The following is a 19,109-nucleotide window of genomic DNA, read 5'->3' as shown; positions in this document are numbered from 1 at the left end:
ACACCGCCGCGCAGGGATACTCCCCTCGCCGTGTGCACTCCGGAACCGGACGCGTGAAGACGTTCCGCGACCTTCCGGGACACCCCCCATGATGCCACCGATCCGCTCCCAATGCCTACTGGCGGTCAAGCCATGTCCGTGCAACGTGTCGATCGCAACACCGGCCGCTGCCCGCGCGGGCCGGTGTCCCGCCGCCCCGGGTAGCCGTCACCGGCCCGCGAGCGAGCCGTAGATCGCCAGGACCTGGTCCAGTGTGTCCTCCTCGGTGGGCAGCGCCTCGGCCGCACGCTTCGCCTGCGCACGCATCCGCTCCGCCAGTTCCGGGTCGCCGAGCGCACGCGCCACCCCGCCGGCGAGCGCCCCGGCGTCGCCTGGGGGAACCAGCAGCGCCACGTCCGAGTACAGGTCCGGGATACCGCCCACCCTGGAGGCCACGACCGGCAGCCCGGCCCGCAGCGCCTCCATGATGACCAGGGACGGCCCCTCCCAGAGGCTGGGCAGCACGAACAGGTCCGCAGCGGCCAGCAGCTCCGGGATGTCATCGCGGCGCCCCAGGAGGTGTACCGGGAGCCCCTCGTCGGCGGCGCGGGCGCCGAGTTCGCCGCGCAACGGGCCGTCGCCCGCGACGGCGACGAACGGCTCCGAGGCCCGGTCGGCGATCGCGGGAACCGCGTCGAGCAGGACGTCCAGTCCTTTCTGCGCGGCGAGTCTCGCCACGACCAGCAGCAGCGGGCTCTGCGGCGGTACGCCCAACTCGGTGCGCACGGCATCGCGGTCTCGCCTGGCGGGACGCATGGGCGGGGCGGCCACCACTGCGAGCCGGGAATCGCGGGCACCGCGTTCGCGCAGCCGCCGCACCAGATCACCGGAAACCCCCAAGCGACGTCGGCCCGGCGGGCCACGACACGTTCCAGGACGGGAAAGACCAGCCCGCGTGGCCCGGACACCGGGGGCGGGGCATTGTGGGCGGTGACGATGAGGGGGGACACCCCCGAGAGAGCGCACATCGCCCCGGCCCGGATGCCGTGTGCGTGCACCACATCGGCCCCGGCGACCAGTCCGCCGAGCCGGACGAGCGCGGCCGCATCACGCATGGGGTGCAGGGCCGCACCGATATCCACAGGGGCGAAGCGCGCCCCGATGGCGGTGAAGCCGAAGCGCTCCTCGGTCTCCGGCGGGCCGATCACCACGACCGTGCATCCCCGGGCCACCAGCCCCGCGCCCAGCGAACGCACATGGTTTCCCACGCCGCCGCTGCTGGTGGCGATGACCAGAGCGATCCGGTGTCCCCTCATGGCCTGTTCCCTTCGTCGGTCGCGGACGGGACGGCCGACTGAGCCGCCGAGTTGTTCGTCCGCCGGGAGAACGCGGCCCGGACCGCCCCCGCGTCGACCACCGCGGCCACGACGCCGAAGGCCGCCACGGCGGCCGCGCCGCCTGTGATGGAAGCCCCGGCGGCCTGCCATACCCCGGGCATGTCGAAGAACCCGATGACGGCCGCCCCAGCAAGGTATCCGGCGACGGCCCCTCCGACGACCGCCATCGCTCCGCGTCCGAGCCCGGCGAACGCCGCGCGCCCGTGCGCCCGTAGTGCCACCGCCACCAGCAGAGCGGCTGCCAGTGTGAGGCCGGCCGAGGTGCCGGCGCCCAGCGCCGCGACGGTCCAGTCGGGAGGCGCGGCCATGACGAGCGCGGTACTGCTTCCCATCACCGTGATCCACCCGACGACCTGCGCCGCCGCGGCCTCCCTGCCGTGGTGGGAGGCGTAGAGCGCCTTGCTCAGCAGCGCGACCAGGCCGAAGCCGACGATCCCGGGAGCGAAGCTGAGCAGCGCCCGCTCCAGCGGCAGCGGATCGTTCTGGGCGAACACCGCGGCCACCGGCGCCGCCGCGGCCGCGAGCGCCGTGGCCAACGCCGCGGTGATCACCATGGAGGCGCGGGAACTCACCGCGAGTACCGCGTTGTATCCACCGGAATCCTGTTCACTGTGCCGAACCGACAGCGTGGTGAAGGCGCTCGTGGCGATCGGGATCGCGACGACCCCGTAGGGCAGGGTGAACAGGATCCACGCGTAGTTGTAGAGCACTGCCGCGCCCGCTCCCCCGCCCCGGTTGGCCAGGGTCAGCGCGAGCAGCAGGCTGAGCTGCATCGCCACCAAGGGCAGCAGCGCGGCAACGGCCAGCGAGCGGACCCGGGGCCCACCCCGTCCGGGAAGGACAGTCTGGGCCGCAGGCGCAGCCGCAGCCGTACGGCGGGAACGAGCGCGGTGAGGAACAAGGTGGCGACACCGGCCGTGGTACCGACCGACAGGGTGAGCTCGGCGCTGAGAGGAAGATTCGCGAGGTCGTTCTGGTATCCGTCTCCGAGCGGGAGGAACGCGATGTAGACCGCGATCACCACAAGACTGGACACCAGCGGCGCGAGCGCCGGGGCCAGGAAGCGGCGGTGCGCCTGCAGGATGCCGTAGAGGACGGCCGCCAGCCCGTAGAAGAGGATCTGCGGGGCGAAGACCACCAGGAACCGCACGGCCAAACCGAGCAGCGTTTCGCGGTCGCAGCCGGCGCCCGCGCCCAGCATCAGCGACATCGCCGGGAGCGAAACGGCGGCGAGCAGCAGACTGAGCGGCACCGCGATGATCACGACCCAGGTGATCAGGCCGAAGCGGTGGCATACACCTGGTCGCGGTCCCCTCGCGCGGCCGCCGCGGCCAGAACCGGGACCACCATCCCGGCCAGGGCACCGCCGATGACGATCTCGAACAGCACGGTGGGCAACTGGTTGGCGGTCACGTAGGCGGTGCCCAGGCAGTTGTCCCCGACCGTCTGGGAGAACGCCACGGTACGCCCGAACCCGGCGGCCCGCGCGAACGCGGTCACCACGGCGATCATCGCGGCGGCCCCGGCGACGCCGGCGCTCAGCCCGCGAATCCGCTCCCAGCTCACGTCCGTCTACGCCCCCCATGCTCCACGTCGTCGCCTCGCTCTTCGTGTGCGCGCCGCCGCGGGGCCTCCTCCGCCCGGCACGCAGCGATGGAACGACCGGACGACCGGGACGCCCACCCGACACGCCCGGCGCCTCACCCGCCGGCGGACCCGCTTCCTCTCTGGGGCGGCACGATCACCCGGACGGGCTCGGCATCCGGAGCGGGTGGCGCGGTCTCCTCTGGCGCTGTGTGGTCCTCGGGGGCGCGGCGCCGACCGAGCTCGTCGAGGCGCCGCAGCGGCGGCACCCGGTCGATAACCCGAGTGAAGCTGATGAACTCACTGGCCAGTGTCAGGCCGATGACGCCCCCTAAGATACCGGCGCGGGCCGGACGCGGCAGGGAGGCCGCGGCGGTGACGCCCAGGACGGCGCCCAGCACGTTGGCTCCGGCGTCCCCCAGCATCGCCCGTTCCCCGAGGTCTTCGGGAAGCAGCGCCGCGGTGGCGCCGACCACGGACCCTGCGATCCCCGAAGCCGGCCCGGTGAGCGCGGGAGCGCCGGCGAGCAGCCCCGCCTTGGCCGCGCGCCCGGGACGCAGGTCGAGAAGGTTCAGCAGGTTGGCGGTGCCCGCGATCAAGGCGCCGTTGATGGCGGTGTCCGCGGGGCGGCGGTCGAGGAGCGCGGCCGCCACGAGGCCGGTCGCGCCGATCCCGGCGATCTTGATGGCGCCGGTGGTGATCTCGCCGCGTGCCAGCGCCCCCAGGTGCCCCCTGAAGCCGCGGGAGGCGCCGGTCCCGGAGAGGTCGTCATAGCCGCCGAACGCGGTGGCACCGAGCGCGGCGACCACTGTCGCCGTCCGCAGCCGCGGCGGCACCCCCGGGGTCAGGGCCGCAGCGGCGCAGGTACCCGCCGCCAGCGCCGGCCCCTCCAGCAGCGTCACCTCCTCCCCCCGGAAGTTGGTCCGGGTCCATACATCGCGGGAGTGCTCGGCGACCTTGAACACGTCGTCCACGGTGTCGCGAGCCGGCGAGCGGGCCAGCACGCCGTAGGCGGCGCGCGCGGCGACCGCGCCCAGCACGGTGCCGACCGCACCCCGCACCAGAGGCCGGATGCGGCGGGTCCCGGTGGTGGAACGAGGGAAGACCATGGGAACGCTCCGATTCTTCGACTGGGGCTTTTCATCGCCGGGAAGCGACGCAGGCGAGGAGGGCTGGACCTGTGGCGCGCCCTCCGGGGTCCGCTCCGTGCTCGCCCACGCGTTCGCGCCCCTCCCCGGAAACAGGACGAAGAAGACTCACTGTGCAACCCGCTTACGTCACATCTCCGCGTTGTCCGGACTCACTCGGAGCCCTGGTTGTTGTTGTCGTTCTCCTCGGCCTCGCTCTTGGCCTCCGGCAGCGGATCGGGCAGGAAGCCCTCGGCGGCCTGGCCAATGCCGAAACTCCCGGACCGCCCCTCGGTCGCGGCCGCCAGGACGAGCACGGTGGCGACGTTCCCCGTAGTGCGTCCCGCCGCGTCCACGGTGCTGTAGCGGGCCTCTTCGTGGCGCGCCTGCGCCACAAGGCCGCCGACGCCGATGGACGAGGTCGGGCCGGCGAGGACCGCGCCGTCCGAGGCGTCGTACAACGCGCGGACCAAGGCGAGCATGACCCCATTGCCGGGCGGCGTCTCCTCCTCCGTCTCCGGGGAGCGCTCCTCCTCGACGGCGAAGGAGTACGCCGGGCCGAGAACCAGTCCGATGTCAGCGCTCTCCGCCGGGTCCCCGTGCACGGCCAACAGCTCGGTCTCGGCGAAGCCCGCGAGCACGGCATCGGCGTCGAAGGACGTGTCCTCCTCGGCCGCGTTCTCCTCATCGTCGCTGCGGCCGGCGTCCTCGGTATCGGGTTCCAGTACCGCCTGGGCGAGCTGCGCTCCGGCCCTCTCGTAGGGGTTACCGTCGGGCAGTTCGGCGCCGTTGGAGAGTTCCTCGGTGAGTTCGTCGACGAACGCGGCCTGACCGGTGTCGATGTACTTCTCGGCGAAGGCCAGACGGCCAGGCACGGTCCCGCCCGCCTGTTCGATACGCGCGATGATGTCGTCGCGCATCTCCTCCTCCACCCCCGGCGCTTCCATGATGACCACACGGACGCCGTCGAGCCGCTCCTCCAGCATGTCGTCGGCATGAGCGGCGACCATCTCGTCTCCGCCCGCGTTGAGCTGGTCGGCGATGTCCTTCTCCGAACGCAGCTGCTCGCTTTGCTCACGTAAATCGGCCGTCTCGGCCTTGAGCGTGTTCAGCAGCGGATCCTGCAGCATGGTCGTGCCGAGGACCACGCCGACCGCCAGGGAGAGGAAGATCGCGACGATGGATACCAGGTGATAGCGAAAATCGATCACGGCAGCAGTCCGGTCAACCAGTAGACGAGCGCGTCCCAGCGGGCAGCGAGAAAAGTGATGTAGACCTGCCCTGCCGGCGAGCTGTAGATCACAACAAGGATCGTGAGGAAGGAGGCTATGACGAGCGCCATCAGCGCCCAGGGCGAGATCCGGCTGCGGTAGAGCCGGCTGACGCCCTTGGCATCGACGAGCTTCCCGCCGATGCGCAGCCGGGTGAGGAAGGTGCTGGACATGCCTGCACGCCCCTTGTCCAGGAACTCTTCGAGAGTGGCGTGGGTACCGACGGCCACGATGAGCGCCGCCCCGGCGTCGTCGGCGAGCAGCATCGCCACGTCCTCGCTCGTACCGGTGGCCGGGAAGACCACGGCCTCGTAGCCGAGGTCATTGATGCGCTTGAGTCCGGGCGCGCGGCCGTCCCGGTAGGCGTGCACCACCAGCTCCGCACCGCTGGCCAGCGCGTAGTCGGACACCGAGTCGAAGTCGCCCACGATGATGTCAGGGCGGTACCCGGCCTCCAGCAGCGCGTCGGCGCCGCCGTCCACCGCGATCATGATGGGCCGGTACTCGCGGATATAGGAGCGCAGCGCCGAGATGTCGTCCCGGTAGTCGTACCCGCGGACGACTATCAGCACGTGCCTGCCGTCGATCCTGGTCTTGATGTCGGGAATCCCGATCCCGTCGATCAGGAGTTTCTGTTCCCGCTTGAGGTACTCCATGGTGTTGGCGGCGAACGCCTCCAACTGCACAGAGAGGCCCGCGCGGGCCTCGGCCATGGCGCTCTGTATGGAGGCGGCGTCCTGTTCGACCCCTTTGGCCACCTCCTCCTCCCCGCGGTAGAGGGTGCCGCCTTCGAGGTGCAGCTCCTCGCCTTCGTGCACCCGGGCGAAGACCTCGGGGGCGACGTCGTCGACGAGCGGGATCCCGGCCTCGACGATCAGATGGGGGCCGAGGTTGGGGTAGCGCCCGCTGATACTGGCCGCGACGTTGAGCACGGCCGAGACACCGCAGTTCACCAGCGCTTCGGCGCTGATCCGGTCGATGTCGACATGGTCGATGATCGCTATGTCACCGGGACGCAACCGCTTGGTGAGGTCCTTGGTCCGACGATCCACGCGGACGGGGGCGGATAGGCCTGCAGGTCCGTCGACCTTCTGACGACGGAATTTGCCGAATCGGGCGCCGAGCGCTGTCGGGACCTTCATTGCTCGCATACTGCCAGAGCCCTTTCCGGGATCACCGTTACGCGACGTATACGGCGTGTTCGCCCCCGGTAGCCCCATACCCGCCAACTGCCCGCTGGCTACGCATCCCGTGATCCGATAAGTGGATGTCTGTCTGCAGTGCAGTGCGAGGACGACGTCCCAGGCCGCTAACACGCTGGCCAGGCGGCCTTCCGCGGAGCCCGACCGACCATGGCCGGTTGCGGACACCAGTACGGCGGCAGTGGACGAAACCCCACGGCTCCCATGCTCCTCACGACCCCCTCCCCGGCTACGAGGGACGGTCGGCCGCCGCGATCGTCAGCAGCTCTTCGGCGTGCGCGCGGCCGAGCTCGGAGTCCTCGAGCCCCGCCAGCATTCGGGAGAGCTCGCGAGCGCGGCCGGCCCGGTCGAGGCGGGTCACACCGCTCGCGATGACCGTCCCCTCGTTGGACTTCTCCACCACCAGGTGCGCGTCGGCGAACGCGGCGACCTGGGGCAGATGCGTGACGACGATGACCTGGGCACGGCGGGCCAGCCGGGCCAGCCGGCGGCCGATCTCCACAGCTGCCTTGCCGCCGACCCCGGCGTCGACCTCGTCGAAGACGAAGGTCGGAACCGGGTCGGCACCGGCGAAGACCACTTCGATGGCGAGCATGACACGGGAGAGCTCACCGCCGGAGGCCCCCTTGTTCAGGGGCAGCGGCGGCGCGCTCGGATGCGCGGAGAGGAGCAGTTCGATGTCGTCACGCCCGTGCGGGCCGAACTCCGTACCGGTGTTCACCCGGACCGTGACGCTGGCGTGCGGCATCGCCAGGGCGGTGAGCTCCTCGGTGACCGCGGCGCCGAACTCCTCCGCGACCTCTGTCCGGATCCGGGTCAGCTCGTCGGCGAGCTCGGCCAGCCGGTTCCGCAGCTCGGCCTCCTCAGTCTGCAGCGTCTCGATACGCTCGTCGTCGCCTTCGAGCTCGGTAAGACGCTTCGCGGCCTCCTCCGCCCACGCCAGGACGGCGTCGGTGGTCTCCCCGTACTTCCGGGAGAGTTGGGTGAGCAGCGCGCGGCGCTCCTGGATGGCGGCCAGGCGGGCCGGGTCCGCCTCCACTGACTCCGCGTACGACGCCAGCTCGGTGGCGGCATCACTGAGGACGTAGCTGACCTCGTCGAGCCGGTCGGCGACCGAGGCCAGCGCGGTGTCGTGCTCCCGCACGGCCGTCAGCGCCGCGCGCGCGGCGGCGAGCAGCCCCACCACGTCGGCCTGGACCTCCGCGGCCGGGTCCCCGGTCAGCGCCTCGTGGGCGGTCTGTGCGGCACTGCGCAGCGCGTCGGCGTGGGCCAGCCGTGTCTCCTCGGCGAGCAGCTCCGCGTCCTCGCCGGGCGCCGGTTCGGCCTCGGTGATCTCCTCGACCCCGAACCGCAACACATCGGCCTCCTGCGCGCGCTCCCGTGCACGCTCGGTGAGCTCCTCCAGCTCGGTCGCGACCTGCAGGTGCCGACGATAGGCGACGGTGTAGGACTTGAGCGGGCCGGCGAGGCGCTCCCCGGCGTACCGGTCCAGAGCCGAGCGCTGACGCTCCGGGCGCAGCAGCCGCTGCTGGTCCGACTGGCCGTGCACGGCGACCAGGTCATCGGCGAGGTAGGCGAGCTGGCTCACCGGCGCGGAACGCCCGCCCATCGTCGCGCGGGACCGGCCCTCGGCGGAGACGGAGCGGTTGAGGATCAGCACACCGTCGTCGAGCTCGCCCCCGGCCTCGAAGACGCGCTCGGCGGCCCGGCTGTCGGCGGGCACGGCCAGGCGGCCCTCCACAACAGCGCGCTCGGCGCCCGGCCGGACCCGCTGCGGATCGGCGCGCCCGCCGAAGAGCAGCCCCAGGCCGGTCACCACCATGGTCTTCCCGGCACCGGTCTCGCCCGTGACCACGGTGAGACCCGACGACAGTTCCAGCATGGCATCGTCGATGACACCGAGACCTTGGATGCGGACTTCTTCGAGCACCGAACCCTCTCCTGCTTTCGCACTGGTGTGCCGATTCGTCACCGGTGCGCCCGAAGACGCACCGGCGTTCACCTACCGGTTGCGCTCGGCACGTCCCCGCCACCCTCCGACGGGCAGACCGAACTTCGCGACCAACCGGTCGGTGAACGGTGCCCGCTGCAGACGGGCCAGACGTACCGGCACATCCGCGCGCGAAATCTCGATTCGCGCCCCTGCGGGCAATTCGACCATACGGCGTCCATCGCACCAGAGCACGCCCGCGGTCGTGTTCGGAAGCACCTCAAGGGCGAGATGGGTTTCGGGGGAGACCACGATAGGCCGGTCGAACAGGGCGTGCGCGCTTATCGGCACGACCAGCAGCGCCTCGACGTCCGGCCAGACGATGGGCCCGCCGGCGGAGAAGGCGTGCGCGGTGGACCCGGTGGGCGTGGCGCAGACCACACCGTCGCACCCCCAGCGGGACAGCGGCCGGCCGTCGATCTCCAGCACCATCTCCAGCATCCGGCGCGCCGTCGCCTTTTCCAGGGTCGCCTCGTTCAGCGCCCACGTCCGCACCGGCGGCGCGCTGTCGCCCCGCCCCCCGTTGAACACGGCGACGTCCAGCGTCATCCGCTCCTCTACCCCGTAGTCGCGCTCGACGACGCTGCGCACGGTCGCCGTGAGGTCCTCGCGCTCGGCCTCGGCCAGGAAACCGACGTGGCCGAGGTTGACCCCCAGCAGCGGGGCGCCGGCGGGGCGGGACATCTCCGCGGCGCGCAGCAGCGTGCCGTCGCCGCCGAGCACCATGACCAGTTCCACGCCTTCGGCGGGGTCGACGCCGCGCGCGATCTCGACCGGATCCAGTTCGTATCCGGCGCTCTTGAGCTCGTCGACCTCCTGGCCGAGCATCCGCACGGTCAGTCCAGCATTGGTGAGGCTCTGGTGCACCAACTGGGCACTGCGCATCGCTGCGGGACGTCCGGTATGCGTCACGAGCAGTACCCTGCGACGCTCTCGCGCGTCCGGCATGCCACCCACCAAACCGGCGCTGGTCATGAATACGTCCTCCTAGCTGCCTGAAGTGCCCCCGGGGGGGAAGAGGTCCCGCAGTCCTTCCCGGCCGGGTTACGTTACCCCGAACACGCCGGGCACAGTGCCTCTGTTCACGACGTTATCCCCGCCGGCTCTCGCCACGCGCAAAGCTCGCCCCACCGGCCGGTGAAGGCGGCCGCGATCTAGCGGGGCCCCTCCACGACGGCCGCGCGCAACCGGTCCTCGCACAGGTCGGCGGCTCCCGCGCGCAGCCACAGGAAGTACTCGACGTTGCCGGACGGGCCGGGCAGCGGACTGGCGGCCACGCCCTCGATCCCCAGACCGAGGGCGTGGGCGCGCGCGGCGACGGAGCGAACGGCATCGGCGCGCAGCTCGGGGTCGCGGACCACACCGCCCGCACCGACCCTGTCCCTGCCCACCTCGAACTGGGGCTTCACCATCAGCACGAAATCGGCGTCGGGTGCGGCGCACTCCACCAACGCCGGCAGCACCAGGGTCAGGGAGATGAAGGAGAGGTCACCGACCACCAGATCGGGCCGGGGCTCGCCGGCCTGCTCCGGCGCCATGTCGCGGACATTGCACCGCTCCCGGACGGTCACCCGGTCGTCGTTGCGCAGGGACCAGGCGAGTTGGCCGTAACCGACGTCGACCGCGACGACGCGGGCGGCGCCCCGGCGCAGCAGGACGTCGGTGAACCCGCCGGTGGACGCCCCCGCATCGAGGCAGTGGCGCCCCTTGACCCCGGTTCCGAAGGCGTCAAGCGCGCCGATGAGCTTGTGGGCGCCACGGGAGACGTAGGAGGGCTCGCTATCGGGCATCCGCACCACGATCGGCTGGTCCCTCCCCACCTGAGTGGCGGGCTTGCCCGCGAGGACGCCGGCCACGTGGACGTGCCCGGCGTCGATGAGCTCGGCGGCGTGCCCGCGGGAGCGGGCGTGCCCGCGCCGGACGAGTTCGGCATCCAGCCGAGTGCGTTTGGCCATGATCGCGCCTATCTGGATAGTGCCTGTGGAACAGCGGATCGGCCGGGCACGCGGTGGCTGGACACGGCGCCTCGCCTCCTGGTGTCCGGCCCCGCCCGCCTGCCCGCGTGCAGGAACGGCATCGCGCGACCATCGGCGGCGAGGACGCCCCCGGCGATTACCCTCGCTGGCCCCCGCCGGCTTCACCGCCCTGGTCAAGACGCTCCAGAACACCGGAGAGTTCCCGGTGCAGCTCGTCGAAAACCGCCACGTGATCCGCTGTGGGGAGGTCGTCGAGCGCGGCAAGGCGCCGACGTGCCTCTTCCAGGGTGCGTGCGGCGATCCCTGCCCCGGCCGATTCCTCCGGCCGACTGGTGCCGTTCACGTCGTGTTCCGCGTTCATCGGGTCAGCACGTACCTCTCAAGGCCGACGATGGTCACTACTGCTCGTTCTTCTTGGCCTGCGCGGTGTTCTTCGCGCGGCCGCCGGACCGCTTCGTGGTGCTCTTGGATTTGCCCGATTTGCCAGCGGCCTTGCTCGCGGTCTGCTTGCCAGTCGTCTTCGCGCCCTTGCCGGCGGAACCGGAACGCTGACGCGAGCCGTCGGCCGCCTGGTCAGGGCCCCTGTTCCCGGATTCGGTTTCCTCGGCGTCCGCCTCCGTGCCCGTCTCCCGCCCCCCGGAGGCGTCAGTAGTCGTACCCGCCGTCGTCCGCTCCGACTCGTCTCCGGTGCCCGCCTCGGTCACGCGGGACTCCGCAGCCCGCCTGCCCTCGTCCGCCGGCACCGCCCCGGCTGTACCGGGTTCGCCCCCCACCGAAGCGGAGGGCGCCTCACCGCCGATCGCGGCCTCGACAGAGGCCTCCTCGGTACTCTCGGCGGCCCCGTCACCCGGCCCAGCGGCCGCGCCGCCCGCTGGGCCCGCCGCGGCCCCGCGTTGTTCTCCGCCGGGTGCCGTGTCGCCGCCTGCCTTCCCGGGCACCGCCTCCTCCTCTGGCGTCCCGGACTCCCCGGCGGTACCGTCCTCCACCGGCGCTCCGGCGACCGGAGCGGGGCGAGCGGCGGGCACACGTTGCGAGGAAAGCCGGCGCTCCAGCTCGGCGACCCTGCGGACCACTCGCTCGTAATCGTCGCGCCGAACCAGATCGAGCCGGTCCAGCCCCCGCCTGACCTCGGCTTCCACCATTGCGTTCAACGCGGCCCGGTTGGCCTGGCTGGTCTCGAGGAGTTCCGCCGCCAGTGACTGGATGTCGTGGCCGACCCGGGTTATGCGCCCCGGACCGTCCGCGTCGTCTGCGGCCGACCGGTCGGTGCCGTACGCCCGGGCGGCACCGACGGAGCGGTCATCGCCCATCTTGAGCAGCGCCTTGGCCGCCGCGACGGCACGCTTACGGGTCAGCTCGGTGAGACCGCTGGCAGCATCGAAATAGATGCGCACCGCATCGACGACCATGGGACGTGCTCCTTGATGAATTACCGGAAAACAGGTGCCACTGTGGGAAAAGGGATCAAAGGCCAACGGTACCGGGATCGCCGGCCCCGCAGAGCGAAAGCGCACGCCGAAAATACGCTTTGTGGCGCGGCGCGGTGAATGCGCCGGACCGGAGATCGCTCAGGCGAGCGGGCGGCCGCAGTCCCGGGAACGGCGGCGGCCGGCCGGCTAAGGCATCATAGATGCCATGGCCAGCGTAGAAGAATGCCGAGCGGCGCTCGCCAGAGCCTCCGACCGCATTATGGAGGTGGAGGAGGCGGACCGGCGCAAGCACATCGAGGAGCGCAGCGTCAGTGTCGCAGTGCCCGACCTGGCCACCGTTTTCGATATGCGGCTCACGCTGAACGGCCTGGAGAACGTCACTCCGCGCGGCACCACTGCCCCCGCCGAGCGGGCCCAGGTCCGCATCACCGTCTCCAGCGACGACCTCGTCGAACTGGCCGACGACCGGATGAACTTCGGCAGGGCGCTGTTCTCGGGTCGGGTGAGGCTCGACGTGAGTTTCTCCGACCTGTTGCGGCTGCGCAAACTCCTCTAGGAACCCGTCCCCCGGACTTTGACCTGATCTGATGGAGGAGCCCAGGCGGGTATCGTTCCAGCGTGCCACGAGACGTGCCAGAGGATGCCCTGGAGCTGGCGCCATTGCGCGGCCTCCGCTACGCCGCATCCGACGCCCGGGCGTTCCTCGACTCCCCCGCCTTCGACATCGCGCTCGCTCTGGCCCCTCCCTACGACGTGCTGGACGCCGCGGCGTACTCCGACCTGGTACGCGCGGACCCGCACAACGCCGTGCGGCTCACTGTTCCTCCCGCGGCCGCGGAAAGTCCCAGCCCCCCGACCGAACTGGCGGGCCCGGACCGCTACCGGTCGGCCGCCCGCACTCTGCGCCACTGGGTCGAAGACGGCGTGCTGGTGCGCGACCGCAAACCCCTGCTCTACGTCTACGAGCAGGTCTGCCCTACTGGGGAGCGGCAACGGGGGCTCATCGGCGCGCTGCGGCTGCCCCACGGCGAGGCGACTCCGGTGCGCCCCCACGAGGACGTCGCCGAGAGTCTCGTCGCCGACCGGGCACGGCTGATGGAGGCCACCCGGGCCAACCTGGAACCGATCTTCCTGCTGTACCGCGGCGGCACCGGTGAGCGCGCGGCGCCGCCACCCGGGCCACCGAGGCCGCCGCCGACCCGTCCACCGCACCGCTGGTGGACACGGTCACCGGCGACGGGGTCGCCCACCGGCTCTGGGGGATCGAAGACCCGCACGTGCAGGCCGACATCGCGGCGGATCTGGCCACCCGCGAGGCGCTCATCGCCGACGGGCACCACCGCTACGCCGCTTACCGGCGGCTGCGTGCCCGGCAACAAGGCCCGGGACCATACGACCACGGTCTGGCCTTCCTAGTCGACTCCGATGCTCGGTCGCCTCACCTGGGCGCCATCCACCGGGTCCTGCGCGGCCTGGGAGTACGCGACGCCGCCGACGCGGCCTCAGCGGTGAGCGCGGTCGAACGGCTGCCCGGCCACGGCGCCGGACCGGGCCGGCTGCAGGAGAGCACCGAACGGCTGACGTCGGCCGCCGCGAACGGCCCGGCGCTGCTCCTCGCGGCACAGGGCGACCACTACCTTCTCCACAGCCCCGACATGGACCGGCTGGCCACCGCCGCACCGGAACGCTCCGCCCCGTGGCGGGCGCTGCCCATCGCCGTGCTCGACCACCTGCTGCTCCCGCTGTGGGGAATCGGCGGCGACCGTGTGGAACTGGTGCACGACGACTCGGCGGCCGCCGTGGCGGCCGCCCGGTCCGGACTGGACACCGCCGTGATCGCCCCGCCGCTCCGGGTGGAGGACGTCTATGCCGTCGCGGCCCGCGGCGAGCTGACCCCGCGCAAATCGACCTCTTTCGGCCCGAAACCGCGCACCGGCCTCGTGCTGCGCAGCTTGGACTGAACGGTCGGGAGCGGTCAAGCCCGGATCGGGCGCCCCGCCGGGCACCGCGCCGCGGCCGGAGGACCATAATGGGACACCGCTGCAAGCTCTCGATGAAGGCGCGCATGACTCTCCTTTCCTCAGCCCGACCACTGAACGCGATCTACGACGCGGCACTCGTCGACCTCGACGGTGTCGTGTACATCGGTTCCCAAGCGGTTCCCGCCGCCCCTGAGGCCGTCGAGAAGGCGCGGGCCGCGGGGATGCGGGTGGTGTTCGTGACCAACAACGCGGCGCGCACCCCGGCGGCGGTCGCCGAACAACTCACCGCCCTGGACGTCGCGGCGGACGCGCAGTCCGTGGTGACCTCCGCGGACGCGGCCGCCCGCATGGTGGCCGAACGTTTCCCCGCCGGGTCTCCGGTGCTGGTCGTCGGGGATACCGGACTCCGCCACGCCGTATGGCGCCGCGGGCTTCGCCCGGTCTCGGTCTCCGCCGACCGCCCCGTGGCCGTCATCCAGGGGTATTCGCCGCGCATGGACTACGACCTGATCACCGAAGGCGGTCTGGCGGTCTCCCAAGGGGCACTGTTCGTCGTGAGCAACAACGACTCCACCACCCCTATGGACCGCGGGATCCTCCCGGCCAACGGCTCGTTCTCGCGGGTGATCGCCAATGCCACCGGCCAGGAGCCCGTCGTCGCGGGCAAACCCATGCGGCCCCTCCACGAGGAGGGGGTCCTGCGGACCGGCGCGCGGGCACCGCTCGTGGTGGGCGACCGGCTCGACACCGACATCGAAGGGGCGACCTCGAACGAGGCCGCGAGCATGCTGGTGCTCTCGGGCGTGACCAAACCCGCCGATCTGATCACCGCTCCCACCCGGCACCAACCGGACTACCTCGCCTGGGACCTGGGAGGGATGAACCTGCCGCACCCTGAGACACAGGCCGCAGCCGGCGAGGCGCACTGCGGCGGTTGGACCGCCGCAGTGCGCGAAGGACACCTGAGGCTCACCGGCGAGGGGGACCGCCTCGACGGCCTACGCGCCCTTTGCGGGGCCGCATGGTCCGCCCCGCAGGAGGCGGGATCGGACCTTGATTCCCGCGATGCCCTGGCTCAGCTGGGCTGGTGATCGGGCTCCCGGACGGAGGGGTGCGCCCGGGTGTCACCGCCCGCCGTACCCCGGGAAGCGACCCGGTGCGCCTTCCTGGCCTCGACCTCGATCACACTGGACGAACCGTTCTGTGACCGCCAAAACCTGCGCCGCAGCGAACCGCTGATCTCCACGACATCGCCGATCCGCCAGCCGCGTGTAGTTTCCTCGATCGACGGGTGGAAACTGACGCAGGTGATCGGATCGGCCGGCTGGTTGGGCCGCTGCTCCGCCGGCGGCCTGGTCACCGAGATCCGCCAGGTGACCAGGTGGTCACCGCTGGGCAGCTCGCGGACCGCGGGCTCGGCGGTGACCCTGCCCGCCAGAACGACCTCGTTGCGGTGCCCTGTGTCATCGTGCGGTCGCCCGTCGTTCTGCTGTCCGGGGGAACGCGGGCTTCGCCCCGGCTGCGGCAACGGCGCCTGAGCGGAGACCGGGGCGTGGACGGTGGCGGGCGTGGTGGGCGGCTTCGGCATGCTGGTCCTTCCGAAAGGAGCGTGCGGTGCGGGCGGCCGGGCCCCGCGGCTCTGCGCCGGACTGGCCGAACTGTTCCAGGATCGGCGCGTGTTCCCGCTGCCGGAAGATCGATCCGGTCGTTGTGGACAAGTCCGCCGCCGGTTCGCGCGTCCTCCTCTCCCGGACCGCCCCGGCCCGTGTGAGACCGGGCCGCCGCGCGGCGAACCCCGCCCGCACTCATCCGGCTTCACCGTGGCGATGGCGGCGGCGTAGGCGATCTTCCCCCGGCATGGGGCCCTGACGCCGCCCGGATGTCATCTCCGCCCCGGGGCCGGGTGTCGTCGTGCGGCCGGAAATGGTGGCAGAACACGCTCGCTCCACAGCCGGCGCGCCACAGCGTGACCGATGCCTTCGCGGCGGCTGGCGCCGGTCACCAGTGCCACCCGCCCCCTGAGGGGCAGCGGATCCCCGGCCAGTTCCGCATGATCCGGGTGCTCGACAGGGGCCGGGTCGTGCTGCGTCATGGGGGTCAGACCTCCTCGCTACAGGGATGGTGCAGGCCTTCAAGGGGTCGGGGGAAGGTTTCCCGCCGTGAGACCTCCGGCATCCCGCCACGCCCCGCCCGCACGCTTTCCCGGCGGGTGAACTAGATTCGGCCTTGTCGGCACCCGCCGGCGGGAAAGGAGACGAAGCAGTGCGCGACGGAGCGGACGCGAACGGTCTGCCCAGCGGCATCACCCAGCTGGGCGACGATATCTTCGCCATCGACACCCGGATGGCCGGGTACCCAGGCATCACCTCGAGCTACCTGATACGCAGCGAACGCCCTTGCGTCGTCGAGGTGGGCACGGCGGGATCCGCTCCGGTACTCCGCGACGGGCTGGCGGCACTCGGAATCGACGCCCGGGATCTGGCGACCATCGTGGTCACCCACATCCACCTGGACCATGCCGGCGGAGCCGGGGAGATAGCGCGCATGTTCCCCAACGCCGAAATCGTGGTGCACGAACGCGGCGCCCGGCACCTGGCCGATCCCTCACGGCTCATGCGCAGCGCCCGAGCCGTATGGGGTGACCAGCTCGACGTGCTCTTCGGCGACATGCGCCCGACCGATGCCGCCCGTATCCGCTCGGTGGCGCAGACCGGCGAGATCGACCTCGGGCCGGGGCGCCGCCTGGTCGCCCATTACACCCCCGGCCACGCCAAGCATCATGTCGGTCTGGTCGACTCCGCCACGGGGGACCTGTACGTGGGCGACGCGCTCGGGGTGTACAACCCCCTCACCGGCGACGTCCGCCCGGCCACGCCGCCGCCCGACTTCGACCTGGAGTCCGCACTGGGATCGCTGCGCCTGTTCAGCGACATCGCACCGCAGCGCCTGATGTTCTCGCACTTCGGAGCGGTCGACACGGTCGACGAGACCATCGAGCGGGCCGACGAGGAGCTGCACGTGTGGGTCGACGCGGTCCGCGACGCCTACGGCTCCGCCGGAGACTTGGACCACGCGGTGGTGATGGTCCGGCAGCGCGTTCTCGACCGCTATCGTCCGCTTCCTGAGGACGCATCGGCCGAGGCCGCGGAGGTGCTGGAGGTTCTCAGCGGTGTGCAGAGCAACGTCACTGGAATCGCGCACTGGCTGGACCGCCTCGCGGCCGAGAAGCGCGAGTCCGAGAACGCCTGACCGCTCCGGCGGACAGGACGCGGGCCGGTCCCGGAGGACAGAGGCGGCTACCGCCGCCCCGAACGGGGGGTCCAGGCCACCCGGTCGTCCGGCGCGCCGGGCAGGCCGATCGAGCGCAGCAGGTGAGCGTAGATCCCGTCGTTCCACGAGAGGTCGGCGGGAAGCACATCGAACTCCCGGACCTCCACCGTCTCGAACGCCCCTCTCAGCGGCCGGAATGAGGCCACCTGAGCGTGCGTGACGACGGTCGTGTGCCTGTTCGCCAGCACATAGTGTCCGTCCACGTACACCTTGCCCAGCTCCGCGCCGGCCTCTTCACGCGCCTCCCGGCGGGCAGTGGTCTCGGCGTCCTCGCCCGCCTCGGCATGGCCTCCGGGGAACTCCCAGGCCCGGTCCCGATGACGCACGAGAACAGGCCGGTCTCCCGAGAAGAGCAGGCACACCACGGAGTCGTACTCCTCCGGCATCCGGCCGAGCCGAACAGTCGCACCGTTCATCCAAGGGGAGGACGGCACTCTGTGGTAACGCGCCCTACGAGGAGTCACGCGGGCTCTCCCCTTCGCGAGGCTCCTCGGTCCGCTCCTCTCGGTCCTGCCCTTCCTGCCCGGCCGGCGGCTCTTCGAGGTTCCCAGCCTCTTCGGCGTCGGTCCAGACGACGTCATCGTCCGCGTCCACGATGTCGACGCCCTCCAGCTCGGCCAGCCGCTCATCGGCGTCTGTGAGACCTTCGCGGTCCACGGCCGAGGCCCGCGCGAAGTATTCACGCGCCTCCTCGTTCCGCCCGAGTTCCAGCAGAACGTCGGCGTAGGCGTAGAACAGACGCGCCGTCCACGGACGGGCCCGTCTCTCCTTCAACTCCGGAACCTGAAGCTCGACACGTGCGGCCTCCAGTTGACCGAGGTCGCGGCGCGCCCCCGAGGCGACGATCCGCAGCTCGATCCTTTCCGCGACCTCCAGCTGCTCCACATCGCGTTCGCGGGTGGTTTCCAGGGCACGCTCCGGGCGCCCAAGCCCTCGCTCGCAGTCGGCCATGATCGGCAGGAAGCTGCTCTGCCCGGTCATCCGGCGGGCGGCCCGCAGGTCCGACAGGGCTTCCTGCCACTTTCCGACCCGGTAGGCCGCGAGCCCGGCCGCCTCACGCACGGCGCCGACACGCGAGGCTTTCCGGCGAGCGTAAGTGGCGTGCTCGTAGGCCTGCTCGGGTTTCTCCTCCAGCAGTTCGCCGGCCGCCACAAGATGCTGTGCCACGGTCTCGGCCAGCGAGCGCGGCAACGTGCTCAGCTCACCCCAGACCTCGCGATCGAGCTGCTCATGACTGATGTCCTCGCGAAGCCTCGGAGCGGCGTCTGCCGGGTCGCGCTGCTCAGTCGACCTGTTCCGGTGATCGCGCTCCTCCCGTTGTTGGGGGCCGCGACCGCGATCGAAACGCCCACCGGAGCGCTGACCACCGGAGGAACGAAAGTCGCGATTTCCCCGGCCCTGTCCCGCGCGGCCACGATCGCGCTCCTCGCGCCCTCCCCGATTCCGGGACTCGCCACGGCGCCCACTGCCATCACGCCGCTGATCACCGTCTCGGGAGCCGAACCCACCACCACCTGACCGGTCACGACCGGACCGATCATCGCGCCCGGAACCGCCCCGGTACCCGCCGCGAGCATCACCACGTCCGGAACCCGCGCGGGGGCGCCCCTTCTTGCCACCGCGATCGCCTGAGCCTCCGGGATGGTGCTCTCCGTTGCTCGGGCCTCCGGAGTCGTCTTGGCTCTCCGATCGGCTGTCGTCAGTCATCGCCCGTCCGTAAGCAGTCAAAAGCGCTGCCACTCAGCCGTAGCAGCGCATGCGGTCCCGCGTAGCTCCCAGATCTCTCACTCTATGGCATCACGACCGTAACCGGACCCGGACGGTGTTCGGTTTCTCGGGCC

The 19,109-nt window shown here is 71.4% G+C and carries 15 protein-coding genes and 4 pseudogenes; 5 read left to right on the top strand and 14 right to left on the bottom strand.

Features of this window, described 5'->3' with window-relative positions:
• Nucleotides 1-207 precede the first annotated feature (207 nt).
• The 10 genes and pseudogenes from VS93_RS03025 to VS93_RS02980 all read right to left on the bottom strand — a co-directional run bounded on the left by VS93_RS03025 (nucleotide 208) and on the right by VS93_RS02980 (nucleotide 11,935).
• Nucleotides 208-1,295, bottom strand: a pseudogene (locus VS93_RS03025) (glycosyltransferase family 4 protein).
• Nucleotides 1,292-2,888: pseudogene (gene murJ / locus VS93_RS03020) on the bottom strand (murein biosynthesis integral membrane protein MurJ). The pseudogenes VS93_RS03025 and murJ overlap by 4 nt, the downstream one beginning before the upstream one ends.
• 188 nt (nucleotides 2,889-3,076) lie before the next feature.
• Nucleotides 3,077-4,069, bottom strand: coding sequence for a hypothetical protein (locus tag VS93_RS03015; RefSeq protein ID WP_236700310.1), 993 nt, complete (start codon nucleotides 4,067-4,069; stop codon nucleotides 3,077-3,079).
• A 191-nt stretch (nucleotides 4,070-4,260) separates the two neighbouring features.
• Nucleotides 4,261-5,298, bottom strand: coding sequence for a copper transporter (locus VS93_RS03010; protein ID WP_046468483.1), 1,038 nt, complete (start codon nucleotides 5,296-5,298; stop codon nucleotides 4,261-4,263).
• Complete coding sequence (steA, locus tag VS93_RS03005; RefSeq protein ID WP_046468482.1) at nucleotides 5,295-6,500, bottom strand: putative cytokinetic ring protein SteA; 1,206 nt, start codon at nucleotides 6,498-6,500, stop codon at nucleotides 5,295-5,297. The genes VS93_RS03010 and steA overlap by 4 nt, the downstream gene beginning before the upstream one ends.
• A 289-nt stretch (nucleotides 6,501-6,789) precedes the next feature.
• Nucleotides 6,790-8,490 carry a DNA repair protein RecN gene (gene recN, locus VS93_RS03000; protein ID WP_046468481.1) on the bottom strand — a complete coding sequence of 567 codons (1,701 nt, stop codon included), beginning with the start codon at nucleotides 8,488-8,490 and terminating at the stop codon, nucleotides 6,790-6,792.
• Between the two features lie 72 nt (nucleotides 8,491-8,562).
• Complete coding sequence (locus tag VS93_RS02995; RefSeq protein WP_046468480.1) at nucleotides 8,563-9,525, bottom strand: NAD kinase; 963 nt, start codon at nucleotides 9,523-9,525, stop codon at nucleotides 8,563-8,565.
• A gap of 179 nt (nucleotides 9,526-9,704) precedes the next feature.
• Nucleotides 9,705-10,505 carry a TlyA family RNA methyltransferase gene (locus VS93_RS02990; RefSeq protein WP_046468479.1) on the bottom strand — a complete coding sequence of 267 codons (801 nt, stop codon included), beginning with the start codon at nucleotides 10,503-10,505 and terminating at the stop codon, nucleotides 9,705-9,707.
• Between the two features lie 157 nt (nucleotides 10,506-10,662).
• Nucleotides 10,663-10,887: a hypothetical protein gene (locus tag VS93_RS02985; RefSeq protein WP_046468478.1), complete on the bottom strand. Its 225-nt coding sequence runs from the start codon at nucleotides 10,885-10,887 to the stop codon at nucleotides 10,663-10,665.
• Between the two features lie 37 nt (nucleotides 10,888-10,924).
• Nucleotides 10,925-11,935, bottom strand: a complete 1,011-nt coding sequence (locus VS93_RS02980; RefSeq protein ID WP_052745487.1) for a coiled-coil domain-containing protein — start codon at nucleotides 11,933-11,935, stop codon at nucleotides 10,925-10,927.
• Between the two features lie 226 nt (nucleotides 11,936-12,161).
• Here VS93_RS02980 and VS93_RS02975 point away from each other — a divergent pair, with 226 nt between their 5' ends.
• The 3 genes and pseudogenes from VS93_RS02975 (at nucleotide 12,162) to VS93_RS02965 (ending at nucleotide 15,029) form a co-directional block, all read left to right on the top strand.
• A complete protein-coding gene (locus VS93_RS02975) occupies nucleotides 12,162-12,512 on the top strand; it encodes an SCP2 sterol-binding domain-containing protein (protein WP_046468477.1) in 351 nt (116 codons plus the stop codon).
• 74 nt (nucleotides 12,513-12,586) lie between these two features.
• Nucleotides 12,587-13,917 (top strand): annotated as a pseudogene (locus tag VS93_RS02970) (DUF1015 family protein).
• Nucleotides 13,918-14,021: 104 nt separating this feature from the next.
• Nucleotides 14,022-15,029, top strand: coding sequence for an HAD-IIA family hydrolase (locus VS93_RS02965; protein ID WP_046468546.1), 1,008 nt, complete (start codon nucleotides 14,022-14,024; stop codon nucleotides 15,027-15,029).
• On the opposite strand, the gene VS93_RS27585 is transcribed toward VS93_RS02965, so the two are convergent.
• On the bottom strand, nucleotides 15,014-15,526 hold the full coding sequence (locus VS93_RS27585; protein ID WP_082126577.1) for a single-stranded DNA-binding protein: 513 nt from the start codon (nucleotides 15,524-15,526) through the stop codon (nucleotides 15,014-15,016). The two genes, VS93_RS02965 and VS93_RS27585, sit on opposite strands and share 16 nt — an antisense overlap.
• 284 nt (nucleotides 15,527-15,810) lie before the next feature.
• Nucleotides 15,811-16,030 (bottom strand): annotated as a pseudogene (locus VS93_RS30935) (SDR family oxidoreductase); the annotation flags it as partial.
• Between the two features lie 170 nt (nucleotides 16,031-16,200).
• Here VS93_RS30935 and VS93_RS02955 point away from each other — a divergent pair.
• Nucleotides 16,201-17,187 (top strand): MBL fold metallo-hydrolase, encoded by a 987-nt coding sequence (locus VS93_RS02955; protein WP_236700309.1) that lies wholly within the window; start codon nucleotides 16,201-16,203, stop codon nucleotides 17,185-17,187.
• 47 nt (nucleotides 17,188-17,234) lie between these two features.
• Here VS93_RS02955 and VS93_RS02950 read toward each other — a convergent pair whose 3' ends face one another.
• Nucleotides 17,235-17,684: an NUDIX domain-containing protein gene (locus VS93_RS02950; protein WP_046468475.1), complete on the bottom strand. Its 450-nt coding sequence runs from the start codon at nucleotides 17,682-17,684 to the stop codon at nucleotides 17,235-17,237.
• A gap of 34 nt (nucleotides 17,685-17,718) precedes the next feature.
• Complete coding sequence (locus VS93_RS02945; protein ID WP_046468474.1) at nucleotides 17,719-18,459, bottom strand: tetratricopeptide repeat protein; 741 nt, start codon at nucleotides 18,457-18,459, stop codon at nucleotides 17,719-17,721.
• Between the two features lie 39 nt (nucleotides 18,460-18,498).
• On the opposite strand from VS93_RS02945, the gene VS93_RS29645 reads away from it, so the two are divergent.
• On the top strand, nucleotides 18,499-18,786 hold the full coding sequence (locus VS93_RS29645) for a hypothetical protein (protein WP_046468473.1): 288 nt from the start codon (nucleotides 18,499-18,501) through the stop codon (nucleotides 18,784-18,786).
• Nucleotides 18,787-19,109 lie beyond the last annotated feature (323 nt).

It is taken from the genome of Allosalinactinospora lopnorensis (genome assembly GCF_000981225.1).
Taxonomy (GTDB): Bacteria; Actinomycetota; Actinomycetes; order Streptosporangiales; family Streptosporangiaceae; genus Allosalinactinospora; species Allosalinactinospora lopnorensis.
Note: the sequence above shows the minus strand (reverse complement) of the source record. Positions and strands in the feature narration are given on the sequence as shown.